The organism is Sphaerisporangium rhizosphaerae (assembly GCF_042665155.1).
Taxonomy (GTDB): domain Bacteria; phylum Actinomycetota; class Actinomycetes; order Streptosporangiales; family Streptosporangiaceae; genus Sphaerisporangium; species Sphaerisporangium rhizosphaerae.
Genome location: NZ_JBHTCG010000003.1, coordinates 402,996 through 419,219, shown reverse-complemented (window position 1 = coordinate 419,219; position 16,224 = coordinate 402,996). Strand labels below are relative to the sequence as shown.

At 69.4% G+C, this 16,224-nt stretch carries 18 protein-coding genes and 1 tRNA gene; 11 read left to right on the top strand and 8 right to left on the bottom strand.

The window, feature by feature from the left end:
• Nucleotides 1-605: 605 nt before the first annotated feature.
• Entirely contained in the window at nucleotides 606-809 is a 204-nt protein-coding gene (locus tag ACFQSB_RS06970) for a hypothetical protein (RefSeq protein WP_380824999.1), read from the bottom strand.
• Nucleotides 806-1,210 carry an ATP-binding protein gene (locus tag ACFQSB_RS06965; protein WP_380824998.1) on the bottom strand — a complete coding sequence of 135 codons (405 nt, stop codon included), beginning with the start codon at nucleotides 1,208-1,210 and terminating at the stop codon, nucleotides 806-808. The genes ACFQSB_RS06970 and ACFQSB_RS06965 overlap by 4 nt, the downstream gene beginning before the upstream one ends.
• A 153-nt stretch (nucleotides 1,211-1,363) precedes the next feature.
• Here ACFQSB_RS06965 and ACFQSB_RS06960 point away from each other — a divergent pair, with 153 nt between their 5' ends.
• The 10 genes from ACFQSB_RS06960 (at nucleotide 1,364) to ACFQSB_RS06915 (ending at nucleotide 9,051) form a co-directional block, all read left to right on the top strand.
• Entirely contained in the window at nucleotides 1,364-1,672 is a 309-nt protein-coding gene (locus ACFQSB_RS06960) for a putative quinol monooxygenase (protein WP_184611088.1), read from the top strand.
• A complete protein-coding gene (locus tag ACFQSB_RS06955; RefSeq protein WP_380824997.1) occupies nucleotides 1,669-2,871 on the top strand; it encodes a helix-turn-helix domain-containing protein in 1,203 nt (400 codons plus the stop codon). The genes ACFQSB_RS06960 and ACFQSB_RS06955 overlap by 4 nt, the downstream gene beginning before the upstream one ends.
• 326 nt (nucleotides 2,872-3,197) lie before the next feature.
• Nucleotides 3,198-3,536, top strand: coding sequence for an SCO3933 family regulatory protein (locus ACFQSB_RS06950; protein ID WP_380824996.1), 339 nt, complete (start codon nucleotides 3,198-3,200; stop codon nucleotides 3,534-3,536).
• Nucleotides 3,529-4,902: an FtsK/SpoIIIE domain-containing protein gene (locus ACFQSB_RS06945; protein WP_380824995.1), complete on the top strand. Its 1,374-nt coding sequence runs from the start codon at nucleotides 3,529-3,531 to the stop codon at nucleotides 4,900-4,902. The genes ACFQSB_RS06950 and ACFQSB_RS06945 overlap by 8 nt, the downstream gene beginning before the upstream one ends.
• Nucleotides 4,903-4,907: 5 nt before the next feature.
• The gene (locus ACFQSB_RS06940; protein ID WP_380824993.1) at nucleotides 4,908-5,561 is read left to right on the top strand and encodes a DUF2637 domain-containing protein; all 654 of its coding nucleotides are present in this window, start codon (nucleotides 4,908-4,910) and stop codon (nucleotides 5,559-5,561) included.
• Between the two features lie 14 nt (nucleotides 5,562-5,575).
• Nucleotides 5,576-5,932, top strand: coding sequence for a hypothetical protein (locus tag ACFQSB_RS06935; protein ID WP_380824992.1), 357 nt, complete (start codon nucleotides 5,576-5,578; stop codon nucleotides 5,930-5,932).
• Nucleotides 5,933-5,948: 16 nt separating this feature from the next.
• Nucleotides 5,949-6,134 carry a hypothetical protein gene (locus tag ACFQSB_RS06930; protein WP_380824991.1) on the top strand — a complete coding sequence of 62 codons (186 nt, stop codon included), beginning with the start codon at nucleotides 5,949-5,951 and terminating at the stop codon, nucleotides 6,132-6,134.
• 99 nt (nucleotides 6,135-6,233) lie between these two features.
• Nucleotides 6,234-7,631, top strand: coding sequence for a replication initiator (locus ACFQSB_RS06925; protein ID WP_380825060.1), 1,398 nt, complete (start codon nucleotides 6,234-6,236; stop codon nucleotides 7,629-7,631).
• Nucleotides 7,613-7,798: a helix-turn-helix domain-containing protein gene (locus ACFQSB_RS06920; protein ID WP_380824989.1), complete on the top strand. Its 186-nt coding sequence runs from the start codon at nucleotides 7,613-7,615 to the stop codon at nucleotides 7,796-7,798. Before ACFQSB_RS06925 ends, ACFQSB_RS06920 begins: the two co-directional genes overlap by 19 nt.
• Nucleotides 7,795-9,051, top strand: coding sequence for a tyrosine-type recombinase/integrase (locus ACFQSB_RS06915; protein ID WP_380824988.1), 1,257 nt, complete (start codon nucleotides 7,795-7,797; stop codon nucleotides 9,049-9,051). Before ACFQSB_RS06920 ends, ACFQSB_RS06915 begins: the two co-directional genes overlap by 4 nt.
• A gap of 65 nt (nucleotides 9,052-9,116) precedes the next feature.
• Here the strand turns inward: ACFQSB_RS06915 and ACFQSB_RS06910 are convergent.
• From ACFQSB_RS06910 to cysS, 3 genes are all read right to left on the bottom strand, one after another.
• Nucleotides 9,117-9,189, bottom strand: a tRNA-Thr gene (locus tag ACFQSB_RS06910).
• Between the two features lie 86 nt (nucleotides 9,190-9,275).
• Entirely contained in the window at nucleotides 9,276-10,256 is a 981-nt protein-coding gene (gene rlmB, locus ACFQSB_RS06905; RefSeq protein WP_380824986.1) for a 23S rRNA (guanosine(2251)-2'-O)-methyltransferase RlmB, read from the bottom strand.
• 21 nt (nucleotides 10,257-10,277) lie between these two features.
• Complete coding sequence (gene cysS / locus ACFQSB_RS06900; RefSeq protein WP_380824985.1) at nucleotides 10,278-11,675, bottom strand: cysteine--tRNA ligase; 1,398 nt, start codon at nucleotides 11,673-11,675, stop codon at nucleotides 10,278-10,280.
• Nucleotides 11,676-12,189: 514 nt separating this feature from the next.
• Here cysS and ACFQSB_RS06895 point away from each other — a divergent pair.
• On the top strand, nucleotides 12,190-13,881 hold the full coding sequence (locus ACFQSB_RS06895; RefSeq protein ID WP_380824984.1) for a DUF2637 domain-containing protein: 1,692 nt from the start codon (nucleotides 12,190-12,192) through the stop codon (nucleotides 13,879-13,881).
• 646 nt (nucleotides 13,882-14,527) lie between these two features.
• Here the strand turns inward: ACFQSB_RS06895 and ACFQSB_RS06890 are convergent.
• From ACFQSB_RS06890 to ACFQSB_RS06880, 3 genes are all read right to left on the bottom strand, one after another.
• The gene (locus tag ACFQSB_RS06890; RefSeq protein WP_380824982.1) at nucleotides 14,528-14,797 is read right to left on the bottom strand and encodes a GlsB/YeaQ/YmgE family stress response membrane protein; all 270 of its coding nucleotides are present in this window, start codon (nucleotides 14,795-14,797) and stop codon (nucleotides 14,528-14,530) included.
• A 250-nt stretch (nucleotides 14,798-15,047) separates the two neighbouring features.
• Nucleotides 15,048-15,506, bottom strand: a complete 459-nt coding sequence (gene ispF, locus ACFQSB_RS06885; protein ID WP_380824980.1) for a 2-C-methyl-D-erythritol 2,4-cyclodiphosphate synthase — start codon at nucleotides 15,504-15,506, stop codon at nucleotides 15,048-15,050.
• A gap of 17 nt (nucleotides 15,507-15,523) precedes the next feature.
• Nucleotides 15,524-16,006, bottom strand: coding sequence for a CarD family transcriptional regulator (locus ACFQSB_RS06880; RefSeq protein ID WP_184978896.1), 483 nt, complete (start codon nucleotides 16,004-16,006; stop codon nucleotides 15,524-15,526).
• Between the last annotated feature and the right edge of the window lie 218 nt (nucleotides 16,007-16,224).

Here is a 16,224-nt window from a genome sequence, read left to right as displayed (position 1 = left end):
AACTCGACGAGCTTAGGATCGCCTTCGGAGTTCGGCCAGACACTCCCCGGCCCCATGAGCTGGCGACGGACCACGTGGCCGCCCATGCGATTCGTCACCTCGCGCTCTTGGCAACCACTGATCCAGTCGTCAGCATCGTGCTCTCGCAGGATGAGCCTCTAGCAGCCATGCTCAACCAGGTGCCCGCCGAGCTGGCCGGCAAGCTCTGAGCCGGTTCCCAGTTCCGCCGCTCTCAGCGCGATGCCTGGTCACCGTTGGCAAGCGGACCCGGAGCGGAGGGCCGCCAGGCCCGAGCACCGGAAGCCGCGCGGCAGCCGATCACCCCAACCGGGTGCCGACAGAACCGAAGTGAGTGATCGTCGCGGTCTTAAGTGGCGGCTGCTGTCGGCCTCTCGGGCGCGCGGGGCGGTGCGTGCCCGGACCGGCCGAAGAGCCGCAGCCGGGCACGCGGCCGTCCGGCGTGCCCGGCGGGCCGCGCAGCGGGCCGCCTTCAAAGACGTAGAGAAAGTCCTCATCCGGAGGAACGCGGACTCGAATGATCTTGAATGTCAGGGCCTTCGCGGTGCCTCTGGTCTGGTGCTTTGCCGGTTGTTGCTAGGCGTCGCTCATTGCCGTGGGTGGGGTCTGGTCAGGCGTTGGCGTACTTGGTGGCGGACGATGCGTTCGGCGAGTTCTTGGGGGGTGTCGGCGGTGAGGGTGGTGGTGCGGCCGTTGAGGGCGTACCAGCGGTAGGCGAAGGGGTTGTAGAGGAAGGCCCAGTGGGGGAAGCGTTCGCGGAGGGCGCGTAAGGCCGATGGTGTGTCGTTCATGGGGTGGGTGGGGGTAGCTGGGCCCAGACGGTGCGGCCGGCGGCGTCGCCTTTGACTCCCCATGTTGTGGTGAGGGCGGTGACGAGGTGGAGTCCTCGTCCGCCTTCGCGGGTGGAGGTGCGGGCACCGAACGCCGTGGGTCCGCCTTGGTCGGCGATCTCGATGTAGGCGGTTCCGTCGGGATGGTGCTTGACGGTGGCGGTGAAGGTTCCGCCGGGTTGCCCGGTGTGGGTGTGCTCGACGGCGTTGGTGGCGAGTTCGCTGGCGATGAGGTCGGCGTCGGCGTGGTCGGGGAGATGGGTCTTGACGAAGCGGCGGACCGCGCGCACCTGCTCCACTCGTCCGAGGAAGGTTTGTTGCCATTCTTCGGTGCCTTTGCGGCTGTTTGTGGGTGCGGTCACGTGGGCTCACCTCGCGATCAAGCAGGTCAGGGGCACTGCATCTATGCCTGATACTTAAAGTACGAGTACAGTACTTAGAGTGCAAGCCACTTGCGGTACTTGCCACGCACAATAAGTACTGCTCTGGTAGAGGCTGCGACGAAGGAGGAGTTCATGTTCGGTCTGGTGGTCCGATTCACGTGTAAGGACGAGGCGAGCGCGGCGGCGTTCGATCAACTGGTCGCCGAGACCATCGAGAAGATCCGCACGGAAGAGCCGGGGACGCTGGTGTACGCGTCCCACCTGGTGGAGGGTCAGCCGCTTCAGCGGATCTTCTACGAGCTGTACCGGGACCGGGCGGCCTTCGACACCCACGAGGAGCAGGAGCACACCCGGCGGTTCCTCGGGGCGCGGGATGAGCTGCTGGCCTCGGTCGAGGTCGACTGGCTGTCGCTCCAGACCGGCAAGGGAACGGCAGGGTGAGCACCGAATACCAACGAGCACTAGGCCGGCGGATCGCCCAGGAACGTAAACGGCGCGGCCTGTCACAACCGGAGCTGGCGCGGCTGGTCGACCGGTCGGTGGCGTGGATCTCCCAGGTGGAGCGCGGTGTCCGCAAGGTCGACCGCATGTCGGTCCTGGAGAAGGTCGCCGAGGCTCTGGACATCCCGTTGTCGGAGCTGGCGGCGGAGGCGCCGGTGGTCGCGGCCTCCGCCGAGGAGATCCCGGGGACGGCGAGTCTGCGTCTGGTGCTCTCGGGGGCCCATTCGCTGCGGGCCATGCTGCACTCGGCGCCCGTCCCGCCCACATCGGAGATCAAGCCGCGGGTTGACCGTGCTTGGGAGCTGACGCACGAGAGCCGGTATGTCGAGCTGGCCGACCTGCTGCGGGGCTTGGTGCCCGCGCTGGAGACCGCTGCCCGCTCGGCTCCCGAGGAGCGGCGGGCGGAGCTGTTCCAACTGCTGGCCGTGACCTATCAGGCGTGCTCGGCGGCGCTGGCCAAGCTCGGCGAGCCTGAGGCGGCGTGGATCGCCGCGGACCGGGCGATCGTCGCGGCGGAACGAGCGGGCGACCCGCTGATGATGGCGGCCGGCGCTTTCCGGCTCGGCTTCGTCTTCTTGGGCGCGCGTCACTTCGACCAGGTGGAGGAGACGGCGCGGACGGCTTCTGAGGCGCTGTGGTTCCTGGTCGATGAGGGCAAGCCCGAGGCCATGTCGTTGTGGGGTGGTCTTACCCTTCAACGGGCCGTGGCCGCGTCCCGGTTGAACGAAGCCACTACCGCTTATGAGCATTTGGCGCGGGCTCGTGAGGTCGCGGAGCGGCTGGGAGAGGGGCGCAACGACTACAACACCGAGTTCGGGCCGGCCAACGTCACGCTTCATGAGGTGGCCGTGGGGGTCGAGCTTGGAGATGCCGGTCACGCGCTTCGGGTCGGGACGGCGGTGGACACCTCGGCGCTGTCACCTGAGCGGCGCGCCCGGCTTCATGTCGACCTGGCTCGCGCTCATGCGCAGCGCCGTCAGGTCGAGGAGGCCGTATCCGCGCTGCTGGAGGCTGAGGCGATCACGCCGGAGCAGATACGGAACCACCGAATCACCTACCAGTTGGTGTCCGATTTGCTGACCATGCAAGACCCGCCATCCCCTGAGCTGCGGGAACTCGCCGACCGGATCGGCGTGTAGAAAAAGTACGTGCACTAATACTAAAAGTACTAGCAGATACTCGCGGTGCGAGGTAGCGTTTGTGTTGTCGCTGAAGCTCTCCTGGACAGGAGGTGACAGCCCAACACAAACGCTCTTCTGCGTTTCAGGGCCGAAAACAGAACGACCGCTCACCCCGGAGCGGTACAGGCCACACATGAAAGTGGCCTGAGCGGGAGACCCGCCCAGGCCGGATGCGGTCAGCACCCTAGTTGGCGCTTCGATGCTATCGCCTCCGGATTCTGACGGCGCGTGATCTCCCTCGTCCCCCACGCCTGCTCAGCAGGCAGACGAGAGGTGTGTTCAGCATGCGCAACATCCCCATCCCGGTCGACGTCTCCCGGCTCCAGTTCATCTGCGTGAAGGCTCCGTGCCCGCGCATCATGAACAAGGAGACCGGCGAACTCAAGACCGACAAGACCACCGGTCAGACCGTCTATGAGGTGCTGTTCTCCGTGGAGGACGCCTTCGGCAAGATCGAGCTGGTCAAGATCGGTGTCGTCGGGGAGCCCTCGGTCGTTCCCGGCAACGAGGTCAAGCCCGTCGGCCTGGTCGGCTACGTGTGGGAACTGTCGGGACGCTGGGGCATCGCCTACCGCGCCACCTCACTCCTGCCCGCCGTCACCGCGGAGGCTCGCGGTGTCTGACCATCTCCTGCTCACTCTCGGAGTCCTGGCCGCCTCGGCGGCCGGGCTCTGGGCCTGGCGCCGCTGGCACTACCGGTCCTTCTGGCTGTGCCTGCGCTACCCGCTGACCGCCGTCACGATCCGCCTCACCTGGCGCAAGGTCGCCCTCGGCTGCGGCCTGACCAAGAAGCGGCAGCGCTTCTGGTTCACCACCGTCCCCGGGCTGATCTCCTCGACCGGCCTCGTCCGCGTCAAACGGCGGTTGCAACGGGTCGCGGTCGACACCAAGCCGTGGATGTGGCTGCCCATGCCGACGCGTCACGGCTGGCGCGTCACCATTCGCCTCCTGGAAGGTCAGATCCCGGAGGACTACGCCCAGGTCGCCGAACGGCTCGCGCACTCCTGGCGCGTCCACGCCGTACGCGTCTCCTCCACCAAACGCGGTCGCGTCACCCTGGCCGCGACCATCCGCGATCCGCTGGTCAAAATCGACCAGCTCCCCGTCTCCACCGAACTGCTCAAGGTCACCGTCGGCCGGTTAGAGACCGGCTCTCCCTGGGTCATCGACTTCCGCACCGTCCCGCACTGGCTCAATGCCGGCGCCACCCAATCCGGTAAGTCCAACCTCGCCAACGCCTTGATCATTGGACTGTCCCCGCAACCGGTGGCAATGGTCGGCTTCGACCTCAAGGGCGGGGTGGAGTTCTCGCCGTACGAACCTCGCCTGTCGGCCCTGGCCACCTCTCGCGCCGAATGCGTCAACCTGCTCGATGACCTGGTCTCGCTGATGGTGGACCGGATGGCCGCCTGTCGTGCGGCCGGAGCGCGCAACATCTGGCAGTTGCCCGGCGACCGGCGACCGGTCCCCGTGGTGGTCCTGGTCGATGAGCTGGCAGAGCTGTACCTGATGGCCGACAAGTCCGAGAAAGACGAAATCGCCAAGACCTCGACAGCGCTGCTGCGGGTCGCCCAGCTCGGACGGGCGTTCGGGATCTACCTGTTCTGCTGCGGCCAGCGCATCGGCTCCGACCTCGGCCCTGGAGTGACCGCGCTACGCGCCCAGTGCTCGGGACGGATCTGCCACCGCGTCAACGATCCCGAAACCGCGACCATGACCCTCGGCGACCTCGACCCCGCGGCCCTGGTCTCCGCACGGGCCATCGCCTCCGAAACCCCCGGCGTCGCGATCGTGGCCGGCCAAGACGGCCAGTGGTACCGGGCACGCTCCTTCTACGTCTCCGAGCAAGCCGCCGAAGTCGCCACCCGCACCTACGCCGCTCTCACCCCGTCCTGGGCCGAAGTCATGGCCGGTACCCACTGCGCCGAGTTGAGCGATGCCGACCTCGCCGAGTTCCTCGCCCCTGAAACCGCCGTCCTGGAGGGCTGACCGGCATGCGACGCCTCGCCTCCTGGCTGCTGGACTCCGGTCCCGTCATCGTCCTGGCACTGATCGCCGGTGCCGGCTCCTTCTCCCACGTACGACAGACAGCGGTGGAGCACGGGCAGACGGGCCCGATGGCCTGGGCGGTGGCCGTGTGCGTCGACCTGACCTGCGTCATGGCCGCCCGCGAACGTCAACGCGACAAAAAGACCGGCCGCCACCGGACCGGCCCGCTCTCCTGGCCCACCTGCGTCCTGGTCGCCGGAATCATCCTGTCCCTCGCCGCCAACCTCCACCAGGCCGAACCCTCGGTATGGGGCTGGCTGACCGCCGCGACACCCGCGGCAGCCTTCCTCGTCGCCGTCTCGATGCTGGAACGACGCGCGACCGGCCCCCGCCCCGAACCCTCCCCGGCCTCGACCGTCGCCGCGCCGGCCACCGTCCTTCCCACCCTCACACCTGCCTCCGACCGCGCCCAGGGCAACGCCACCGAACCCTCTCCCTCTCCCGCGCTCCTCGACTACGCCCGGCGCGTGGTCGAAGAGCACAACGCCAAACACGGCAAGCCCATCACCCCCGACCTGCTACGCGCCCGGCTAGGCGTATCAAGCCAACTCGCCGCCGACCTGCTCCAACATCTGCGCACCGCACCGGAAACACCGTGAAGGGAGCACCATCCATGTCTGTCGACCGCGACCACCGGACGGCCTTCATCACCGGACTACGACGGCTGGCCACCTTCCTGGAGGCCAATCCCGAAGTCCCCGTGCCTAGGTACTCCACCACCATCGGCTACTGCGCCGAGCGCACGGCCGATGCGGAGATGTGCGCTGAGATCGACCGGATCGCCGCGTTGTGCGGCACGAAGATCGACTCCGGCGCCCTGGCTCACGACCACTACATGACCGCTCTGCACTTCGGGCCGGTCCGCTACGAGGCGTTCGCGATCCTCGCCGACGCCCGCGCCAGGCACGAAGCATTCAGCAGCTACCACGGCTGCGTCATCCCCGACCACACGGCCGTCTCCACCGCCTGACCAAGGGACCACCACCATGGGCACCCATCTCGACGACCACTCACAGCACGCCCCGGCTCAGGAGACCCAAGAACGGACGATGACCGAACCGCTTCCAGTGGTCCGCTACCGCTGCGCGACCTGCGGCGGGACCGGCGTCGACAGCATGGCCGACACCTGCCGCGACTGCGACGGCACCGGAGCAGACAACCACGGGGCCTAACGCCTCGGCGCCCCCGGCGTGGCCACACAACCGCCAAGTTCCGCGCCACGTCGGGGGCCATCCCCAACCGAACCCGAAAGACCCGGAAGGGACACGCCCATCATCCCCAACCCCCGCGCTCAGCACGCGGTAACCGGCATCATCGCCCGACTCCACGACCCCCAATACGACCGCTGGGCCGCGCAGATCCGCGCGACCGGCGGATGCCGCCAACCGATCCACCTCCGCGGGCGCGTGCGGCACATCGACGCCGCGACCGGTCACGTCCTGCACACCTACAACACCAACCGCGAACCCGGCGGCGTCCTGCGCGTCCAATGCAAGACTCGCCGCGCCTCCCGCTGCCCGGCCTGCGCCGAGATCTACCGCGCCGACACCTACCAGCTCATCCGCGCGGGCCTGGCCGGCGGCAAAGGCGTCCCCGACACGGTCAGCGCTCACCCGGCGCTCTTCGTCACTCTCACCGCCCCCTCCTTCGGCGCGGTCCACACCCGGCGCGAGCACGGCGGCAAGGTCCTGCCCTGCCACCCCCGGCGCGACGCCGACAAGTGCCCGCACGGGCGCGTCATCTCCTGCACCGCCCGGCACGGCGACGAGGAACACCGCCTCGGCGAACCGCTGTGCCCGGACTGCTACGACTACGCCGCGAGCGTGCTGTTCAACGCCCTGGCCCCTGAACTGTGGCGCCGTTTCACTCTCGCGCTGCGTCGCAACCTGGCCAAGCTCCACGGCCTGACGGTCAAGGAACTGGGCGAACACCTGGTCATCTCCTTCGCCAAGGTCGCCGAGTACCAACGGCGCGGCGTCGTCCACTTCCATGCGGTGATCCGCCTCGACGGAGCCGGCGGGCCTGACGCTCCTCCTCCGGCCTGGGCGGACCGTGACGCCCTGGCGCAAGCCGTCCAGCATGCGGCCGGTGCGGTCGGCGTCCCCGTTCCGGCCCTGGCCGGTGAGCCTGCCCGCGTCCTGCGCTGGGGCGCACAGCTCGACGTCCGGCCCATCACCATGGACGGAGAGCTGACGGAGCAGGCGGTCGCCGGCTACATCGCCAAGTACGCCACCAAAGCCGCCGAATGCGTCGGCACCATCGACCGGCGCATCAACTCGGCCGACGAGGTCACCGGCCTGGGCCTGCGCGAGCACGCCCAGCGGCTGATCGCCGAGTGCTTCCGCCTGGCCGACCTCGACCGGCTCAACGAACTACGCCTTGCCCAATGGGCCCACATGCTCGGCTTCCGCGGCCACTTCTCCACCAAATCCCGCCACTACTCCACCACCCTGGGCGCCCTACGCGCCGCTCGAGCCGACCACATGCGCGACGAGGACATCAGCACCGGACGCCTGCCCCTGTTCGACGAGGACACCGTCCTCGTGATTGCGAACTGGGAGTACGCCGGTAAGGGCCTGTCCGCCGGTGAACAGATCATCGCCTCAGCGATTACCGGCAGACCCTTCGTCCTGGCGGAGGAGGTGAGCACGTGGCCAAGCTCCTGCTGACCGTGCCGGAAGCGGTGAACGCGTTGTCGATATCCCGCGCGCAGTTGTACCGCCTGATGGACTCCGGCGCGATCCCCTACCTCCACATCGGCCGGTCTCGACGCATCCCGCTCTCGGCTCTTGAGATCTACATCGCCGAACTCCTGGCGAAGGAGACCGCAGCGTGACGGGCACCCTCGTAGCGACTCCTGAGCCGGACGACTCGAACCGCAAGCACGGAGCCAGGAGGAACACTCCGAAGCTGCGTGACGGCGTGATGAAGCGCGGCACAACCTGGTCGTACGTCATCCGGGTCACCGACCCGGAAACCGGAGTCAGCAAGCCCAAGTGGGTCGGGGGCTTCACCACCGAAGACGACGCCAAGGCCGCCCGGGACGAGGCGCGTGTGGCCGCCCGGCGGGGCGAGTACGTCAACCGCAACGCGATCACCGTCGGTGACTACCTGGAAGAGTGGATCGAAGCTCACTCGGTGGAGATCAAGCCCAAGACGCTCCACGGCTATCGAATGCTGATCAGGCTCTATATCGTCCCCCGGATCGGGAATCTCCGGCTCCAAGCGGTTCGGCCGGCGACGATCACGAAGCTGTACCGGGACCTGCTGAATGGTGGCGGGAGGAACGGCAAGCCGCTGTCGCCTACGACGATCGCGCACGTCCACACCGTGGTCCGCAAAGCGCTGCGGGATGCGGTGGTCATTGACGAGATACTGCCGAACAACCCCGCCGAACGCGCCAAGCTCCCGCGCAACCAACGTGCCGAACCGGGAACCGTCTGGACTCCGGCGCAGCTCCGGGACTTCCTCAAGGTCGCCGAAGGGCATCGGCTGTTCGCGTTCTACCGGCTCGCCGCGTACACCGGTGCCCGGCGCGGAGAGCTGCTCAACCTGCGATGGCGGGACATCGACCTCGACGTACCGGAAGTCCGGATCAAGGGAAGCTCGTCCGTGATCGACGGCAAGCGGGTGGAAGGCACCACCAAGAGCGGCCGGTCGCGCGTGGTGAGCTTAGATGAGGAGACGGCACAGATCCTTCGGGAGCATCGCGCCCGGCAAGCCTGCGAGAAGCTGGTGGCCGACGAGGAGTGGAAGGGCACCGACGACTACGTGTTCACGACCGGCTGGGGTGAACCGATCTACCCGGACACCGTTACCTCGCTGGTCCCGAAGCTCATCGCCGCCTACAACGCGCCCAAGGACCGCCCTCGACCGAAGAAGCCGCTCCCCCACGCGAGGCTCCACGACCTACGACACGTCCACGCGACGACGCTCCTGCTGGCTGGGGTGCCGGTTCACGTGGTCGCCGCTCGGCTCGGCCACGCCGATCCCGCGATCACCCTCCGCGTGTACGCACACGTGATCAATGAGCAGATGGCGGCGGCGGCCGACGTCTTCGCAACGGCGATCAAGGATGCAGCCGCGTAGCTCTTGTTAGCAAAGGTGTTAGCAAAAGGCCCCTCGCGATCATCGCGGGGGGCCTCTGACGTGGGAGCCGACGAGGGGAATCGAACCCCTGACCTACGGTTTACAAGACCGTTGCTCTGCCGATTGAGCTACGTCGGCGGGGGTGGCGCGTTACGAGTTTAGTCGTATGGCGCGGGCACCGTCACCGATGTTGGTGTGGCGGGAGCGTACGAGGGGGCAGGAGGTCAGCGGCGGCGGCGGTGGCGGTTGATCTCGTAGAGGGCGATGCCCGCGGCCACGCCGGCGTTGAGTGACTCGGCGGCGGCGTTCATGGGGATGCGGGCCACGACGTCGCAGGACTCGCGGACCAGCCGGGACAGGCCCTTGCCCTCCGAGCCGACCACGACGACCAGGGGCTCGGTGGCGAGTTCGACGTCGCCGATGTCGGCGGAGGCCTCGCCGTCCAGGCCCACCACGAACAGGCCCTGGTCGCGGTACTCGCGCAGGGTGCTGGTGAGGTTGGCGGCCCGGGCGACCGGCAGGTGGGCGAGGGTGCCCGCGGAGGTCTTCCACGCGCCGGCGGTCACGCCCGCCGAACGGCGCGAGGGCACCAGGATGCCGTGGGCGCCGAAGGCCGTGGCGGAGCGGGCGATGGCTCCGAGGTTGCGCGGGTCGGTGACCCCGTCGAGGGCGATGATCAGCGGGACCTCGGCGGCTTCCTGGGCCCGCTCGACCAGGTCTTCGGGGTGGGCGTACTCGTAGGGCGGAAGCTGGAGGACGAGACCCTGGTGGATCGTGCCCTCGGTCAGCCTGTCGAGCTTGTCGCGGCCGGCCTCGAGCAGGGCGATGCCGCGGTTCGAAACGATCTTGATCGCCTCGCGGATGCGGTCGTCGTTGTCGACGCGCTGGGCGACGTAGAGCGCCGTGGCGGGCACCTCGGCGCGGAGCGCCTCGAGCACCGGGTTGCGCCCGCCGATGAACTCGGGGCCGTCCTCCCGCTTGCCGCCGCGGGCCGGACGCGCCGGCCGGTCGGCGGAGCTGGGCGGGGCGCCGGCCTCGGCCGCGGCGGCCCTGGCGGCCCGCTGCTTGTCCTTGTACCAGTGCCGCTCGTGCGCAGGCGGAGTCGCGCCCTTGCCCTGCAGGGTCTTGCGGCCCTGCCCACCGGTGCCACGCGTGGCACCCTGCCTCTTGCCGGGCCTGCCCGACCCTTTACCGCCACCTGCCATGTTGTCAGCCTACCGGCGCGATCAGCGGGCCAGTTCCCAGCGCGGGCCCTGGGGGGTGTCCTCGACCATGACGCCCGCGGCGGCGAGCTGGTCGCGAATGGCGTCGGCGGCGGCGTAGTCCTTGCGGGCGCGGGCCGCCTGGCGCTGCTCCAGAGCCACCTTGACCAGGTCGTCCACCGTGTCTCGCAGGCCGCTGTCGGCGCCGGACTCGCGCCACTGCGCGCTTCGCGGGTCGAGACCGAGGACGTCCAGCATGTTCTGCGTCTCGGCGAGGAGCCGGGCGACCTGCTCCTTGTTGCCGTTGGCGAGCGCCACGTTGCCCTCGCGGACGATCTCGTGGACCACGGCGAGCGCCTGCGGCACGCCGAGATCGTCGTCCATGGCGTCCACGAACGCCTGCGGGAGCGGGGCCGCCGCGTCGACGTCGTGAATGACCTCGGCGGCGCGGGTGACGAAGCCCTCGATGCGCTGGTATCCGGTGGCGGCCTCGGCCAGGGCCTCCTCGGAGTAGTCGATGGCCGAGCGGTAGTGCGCCGCGACCAGGTAGTAGCGCAGCTCGACGGCGCGCACCTTGGTGAGCATGGCCGGGACCAGCAGGGAGTTGCCGAGGGACTTGCTCATCTTCTCGGCGCCGATCTTGAGCATGCCGTTGTGCAGCCAGTAGCGGGCGAACCCGTCGCCGGCCGCCTGCGACTGCGCGACCTCGTTCTCGTGGTGCGGGAAGATCAGGTCGACGCCGCCGCCGTGGATGTCGAAGGTCTCGCCGAGGTACTTGGTGGCCATGGCCGAGCACTCGAGGTGCCAGCCGGGGCGGCCGGCGCCCCACGGGGTCTGCCAGGTCGGCTCGCCGGGCTTGGCCCCCTTCCACAGCGCGAAGTCGCGGCCGTCGCGCTTGGCGGAGTCGGTGTCGGTGTCCCCGGCGGCCCGCATGTTCTCGGGACGCTGGTTGGAGAGGCGGCCGTAACGCTCGGCGTAGGACATGACGTCGAAGTAGACGTCGCCGCCGGCGGCGTAGGCGTGGCCCTTGTCGATCAGCCGCTGGATCAGCTCGATCATCTCGGGGATGTGGCCCATGGCCCGGGGCTCGACGGTGGGCGGGATGCAGCCGAGGGCGTCGTAGGCCCACGTGAACGCGCGCTGGTTGCGCTCGGCGATCACGAACCAGGGGACGCCCTCTTCGGCGGCGACACGTATGATCTTGTCGTCGAGGTCGGTGACGTTGCGGCAGAACGAGACCTCGTACCCCGACCGGGTCAGCCACCGGCGGATGACGTCGAAGTTGACGCCCGACCGGATGTGCCCGATATGCGGCGGAGCCTGCACAGTGGCCCCGCACAGGTAAATCGAGACCCGGCCAGGCTGGACGGGGACGAAGTCGCGGACCGCACGGGTGCTGGTGTCGTATAGGCGCAGACTCACGAACGCAAGGCTAATGCCTCGCAGGCCGTGACAGGACGGGTTGCCCGACCTCACACACGCGCAAAAGCAATGTGAATCCGCCGGCCTTTCCCACCAGGCACACGCTTGACCGGATTCTTCCATTTCATGACTGCTTGTCCCTGAAGATTTGTCCAATGGCCTCCCGGCTTATACCTAAAGCTCCCGTCTCGCCCCCTCCGGTACATCCACGAGGCATGGTCGCCGGGGACCCTCCGGCCGTTCACACCTGCGTCTCAAGGGAGCGTCCCGGTGGCCGTACTCGCGGCCCGTGGCGGTTCGCGCCCGATGGCACGGGTCGCGCCGGCGCCCGGGCACATCGTGGGCCTGTGGTCGTGTCCTGGTTCGGGGGACGCCGCGCGGCGTTCCCGGTACGGCAACGCCGATTCTGTAGGCTCGAAGCGCCATGGAAGTCACACCCCCCTTGGCGGCAGGTCAGTCCGCCCGCCGGCCCGGTCCTCCGCCCGCCTCCGCCCGCCCGTCCCGAATGGCACTGGTGTTGCGCCGCATCGCGACCGCCGTCGCCGGCCTGGCCCTGGTGGCGCTCGCCGGCGTCGCCTGCGTGCTGTCGTTCGACGCGATCCGCGCCATCGCCCTGTCCGGCGGGGCGCGCGCCGACCTCGCCTACCTGTACCCGGCGGGCTTCGACGCGCTACTGGTGATCGCCCTGATCGCCGTGCTGCTGCTGGGCTCCGCCCGGCTGCTGATGCGCCTGCAGGCCTGGCTGATCCTGGCCGTCCTCATCGTGGCCGCGGGCGCGGCGAACGTCTTGGCGGCCACGCACATGACCGTGGAAGGCCGGCAGCTCGCGGTGGGCGTCGCCGTGGCGCCATGGGTGATGCTGCTGGTCGGGCTGTGGCTGTTCCTGCTCCCCGCCGGCCACCTCCAGGCCCGGGCCGCCGATGACGAGCCGTCCGAGGGGCCCACCGGCCAGGGCGCGGGGCACGACATCCTTCCGTTCGGACGGGAGGAGCGCGACCCGGGCCTCGCCCCTCCGCTGGAGACCGCCGTCCACACGACCGGCCATGACCGCGAGATCGTCCCGCACCTCGCCTCGCCGGACGACCTCGAACCGGACGTGGTGCCGGTGGTGCCGCCCACCCCCGCCCCTGAGACGCCTACCGTTGACGAACTGCCGCCATTGCGGAGCGACGACGGCTTCCGCGCGCCTCGCAGGGAACCCACCCCCCAGCCCGCCCCGTCCAGAGCCGGCGCCCCCGGCACGGCCACGACCGATCCCGCCGGTAGCGGTGACACCGCGTACGAGGCGGAGGAGGCGGACGGAGCGAAGGCGGACGGGCCGAACGCCGGCGCGGCGGCCGCCGGCGCACACACCCCGCCGCAGACCGCACCCCAGACCGCTCCCGCCACGCCTGCGGCCGCGCAGGAACCGCGGGCCGCGGCACGGCCGGCCTCAGGGGTCACGCAGCCGGTTCAGGATGCTGGAGAGCCGGTACAAGGTGCGGGGCAGCCGGTGCAAGGTGCCGGGGACCCGTCGTCGGAGGATGCCGCGCGCCGGATGCCCGAGGCCGCTCCGCCGCTGTCCGAGGCCGCTCCGCCGCTGCCGGAGGCCGCGCATGAGGTGCCGGCGCCGGAGCCCGAGCAGCGACTGGTGCCCAAGCCGCGCGAGCAGGCCGCGGGCCCGCGAGCCGAGAGGGACCCGGGCCGGCCGCTTCGCTGGGGTGACCTGGTCCGTCCCAGCGCCGGTGACGTGCTGGTCCATCCGCTGCCCAAGCCGGCGCGCGAGCCGGGTGACACCCAGCCCTATCCGAATGTCACCCATCCCGCGTCCGCACAGTCCTCGCCGGACACGGCCGCGGACACGGAGCCGGAAGAGGAGTCCGCCGACACCCAGCCGTACCCGCACCTGCGCGAGGAGGCCAGCCCGCTGTCCGACCGGGCGCCGCACGACCTGGCGCCGCAGGAACAGGCGTCGCCCCAGGACGCTCCTCCGCACGACCTCCCCTCCCACGACACCCCACCGCAGGACGTCGCCTCGCAGGACGTCGCGGGGTGGGAGTCCGGGAAGGCGTGGGAGGGCGACGCGGCGCCCGACCCCGCCCACGATGGCGCCGACAGCGCGGACGAGGACGAGGCGCTCCAGAGCGGGCGTCCGCCGTACACGCCTCAGACCGCGGCCCCGCCCTCCGGCCGGATGCGCAGCACCCCCCTGCCCCCCGAAGAGTGACCGGCCCGACCTGAACCGGCCGCTCGATCGGCCGAGTCCGGCACTTCGACCCCGGAGGCCGGACGCGGGCCTCTGCCGTGCGCCTCCGTGCTCTGCGCGCCCCGTCACCTGTGCCCGCCGAGTGCCCGGCTCCCGGTCACCTGGCCCGTCTCGGTCCGGGTTCGGCGTCTCTCGATGGATGCCGGGCGCCGGCCCGTTATGGCGCTTCAGCCTCGCCTCACACGCCCCCGTCAACTTAGGGGCCCTGGCGAGTGCACGCGCCGGTCGTATGGTCGTGGCGTGGCGTTGTGGCCCAGGGCACGTCGGTCTCGTCCTCGGGCCGCCCCGGCGTCCGCGCGATCTGCCAGGGTCCGGGCTGGATCGTCCCGATGGTCGAGACTGGACCGCCCGGGAAGTCCGGGCGGGACCGCCCGAGAGGGCCAGGCGGGACCGTCCCGGGAGACGGCTGAGCCGTCCGGGGTGGTGGTGGAACGACGAAGATCCGCCTGGTCCGGGTGGACCAGGCGGATCTCGAAGGTGTCGAAGGCGCGACACCGTGTTCTTGGACCGTCGTGTCTCAGGGCCCTAGGGCCGAGAGGCCAGTTCCCTCGGGGAAAAGGCGGCGAAGATCAGGCGAAGGTCACCGGGTGGCGCGCTCCGCCAGAGATCAAACCCTTTCCCGGCCCTTGATGGCGGCGACGGCGCCGACACCCACCACGGCGAGGACGACCTGGAGGACCAGTTCGATCCAGTCGATGCCGTCGGTGGTCGCGACACCGAGGACCTGGGCGATGGCCGTACCGATCAGCGCGGCGACGATGCCGACGATGATGGTCAGAAGCCACCCGATGGGCTGCCGGCCCGGCAGCACGAGCCGGCCGAGCGCGCCGATGATCGCACCGATGACGATGGCGCCGAGGATGGTCTGAATGGACATATTGAGCCTCCGATTGAGGGTCGCACCTTCACGCTGACAAGGTGGCTACCCCCACATCGCGTACTAATCCTAGAAAGTAAGAAAACCCTGATCAGACCGCCATATAGACGCCATGCAGTCCTCTCGGCACCGCCATGGAGGGGTTCGGACGGGCTCCACACCCGTCCCAGAAGCACGCGGAGGCAACGGGAGACTCGTCACGGCACAGGCGCGCGCGAAAGCCCACCCGCCATCCGCGGAACAGAGGGGGTCAGGGGGCGAAGACGAGGGCGGTGGCCATGGCGGCGATGCCTTCACCTCGGCCGGTCAGGCCCAGGCCGTCGGTCGTGGTGGCGGTGACGCTGACAGGGGCCGACGCGGCCTCGCCGAGGACCTTCTCGGCCTCGGCGCGGCGCGGCGCCAGCTTGGGACGGTTGCCGATGATCTGCACGGCGATGTTGCCGATCTCGAACCCGGCCGCCCGTAGGTGACGCGCGGTCTCCTCGAGCAGGGTGAGGCCGGACGCGCCCGCCCAGCGTGGGTCGGAGGTGCCGAACAGCCCGCCGATGTCACCGAGCCCGGCCGCGGACAGCAGCGCGTCGCAGCAGGCGTGTGCGGCGGCGTCGCCGTCGGAGTGACCCGCGAGCCCGGTCTCGCCCGGCCAGTGGAGGCCGGCCAGACGAAGCTCGCGGCCGGATGCGAAAGGGTGGACGTCGACTCCGACGCCCACCCTTGGCCGTGTCGTGTTCAGGAGTTGAGAACCTCGTCGAGAAGCGCCTCGGCCTTGTCCTCGTTGGTCTTCTCGGCGAGAGCCAGTTCGCTGACCAGTATCTGCCTGGCCTTCGCGAGCATGCGCTTCTCACCGGCGGACAGACCGCGCTCCTTGTCGCGCCGCCACAGGTCGCGCACGACCTCGGCAACCTTGTTGACGTCGCCGGACGCCAGCTTCTCAAGGTTCGCCTTGTACCGGCGGGACCAGTTGGTGGGCTCTTCGGTGTGGGGCATGCGCAGGACGTCGAAGACGCGCTCAAGGCCTTCTTGGCCCACGACGTCACGCACACCGACGAGCTCGGCGTTGTCCGCCGGCACCTGTACGGTAAGGTCGCCCTTGTCGACCTTCAGCACCAGATAGGTTCTGTCCTCGCCCTTAATCGTGCGGGTCGTGATGGCTTCGATCCGAGCAGCCCCGTGGTGGGGGTAGACGACAGTGTCGCCGACCTGGAAAGTCATGTGACAAGTACCCCTTCCGCTGTACTCCAGGATACCACGCGTCAGTCCCCTCCCGGAACAGTGAAATCAACATAACTGCAGGTCAAAGCCTCGATTTGGGACTTGACAACCGCTCCACAGTATGAATTCCGGGTCCGAAAAGGCCCCATGACCTGCGACGCTTGCCGCCTCCGCGCCGTCACCGGCCCCCCTGAGCGACGGCTCCTGCGCACGGATAA

Excerpts from the sequence above, each read along its gene's own strand:
- ACFQSB_RS06970 (WP_380824999.1), bottom strand. The coding sequence starts at position 809 with ATGAACGACACACCATCGGCCTTACGCGCCCTCCGCGAACGCTTCCCC.
- ACFQSB_RS06890 (WP_380824982.1), bottom strand. The coding sequence starts at position 14,797 with ATGTCCATTCAGACCATCCTCGGCGCCATCGTCATCGGTGCGATCATC.
- ACFQSB_RS06960 (WP_184611088.1), top strand. The coding sequence starts at position 1,364 with ATGTTCGGTCTGGTGGTCCGATTCACGTGTAAGGACGAGGCGAGCGCG.
- ACFQSB_RS06880 (WP_184978896.1), bottom strand. The coding sequence starts at position 16,006 with ATGACTTTCCAGGTCGGCGACACTGTCGTCTACCCCCACCACGGGGCT.
- ACFQSB_RS06930 (WP_380824991.1), top strand. The coding sequence starts at position 5,949 with ATGGGCACCCATCTCGACGACCACTCACAGCACGCCCCGGCTCAGGAG.
- ACFQSB_RS06940 (WP_380824993.1), top strand. The coding sequence starts at position 4,908 with ATGCGACGCCTCGCCTCCTGGCTGCTGGACTCCGGTCCCGTCATCGTC.
- ACFQSB_RS06950 (WP_380824996.1), top strand. The coding sequence starts at position 3,198 with ATGCGCAACATCCCCATCCCGGTCGACGTCTCCCGGCTCCAGTTCATC.
- ACFQSB_RS06935 (WP_380824992.1), top strand. The coding sequence starts at position 5,576 with ATGTCTGTCGACCGCGACCACCGGACGGCCTTCATCACCGGACTACGA.
- rlmB (WP_380824986.1), bottom strand. The coding sequence starts at position 10,256 with ATGGCAGGTGGCGGTAAAGGGTCGGGCAGGCCCGGCAAGAGGCAGGGT.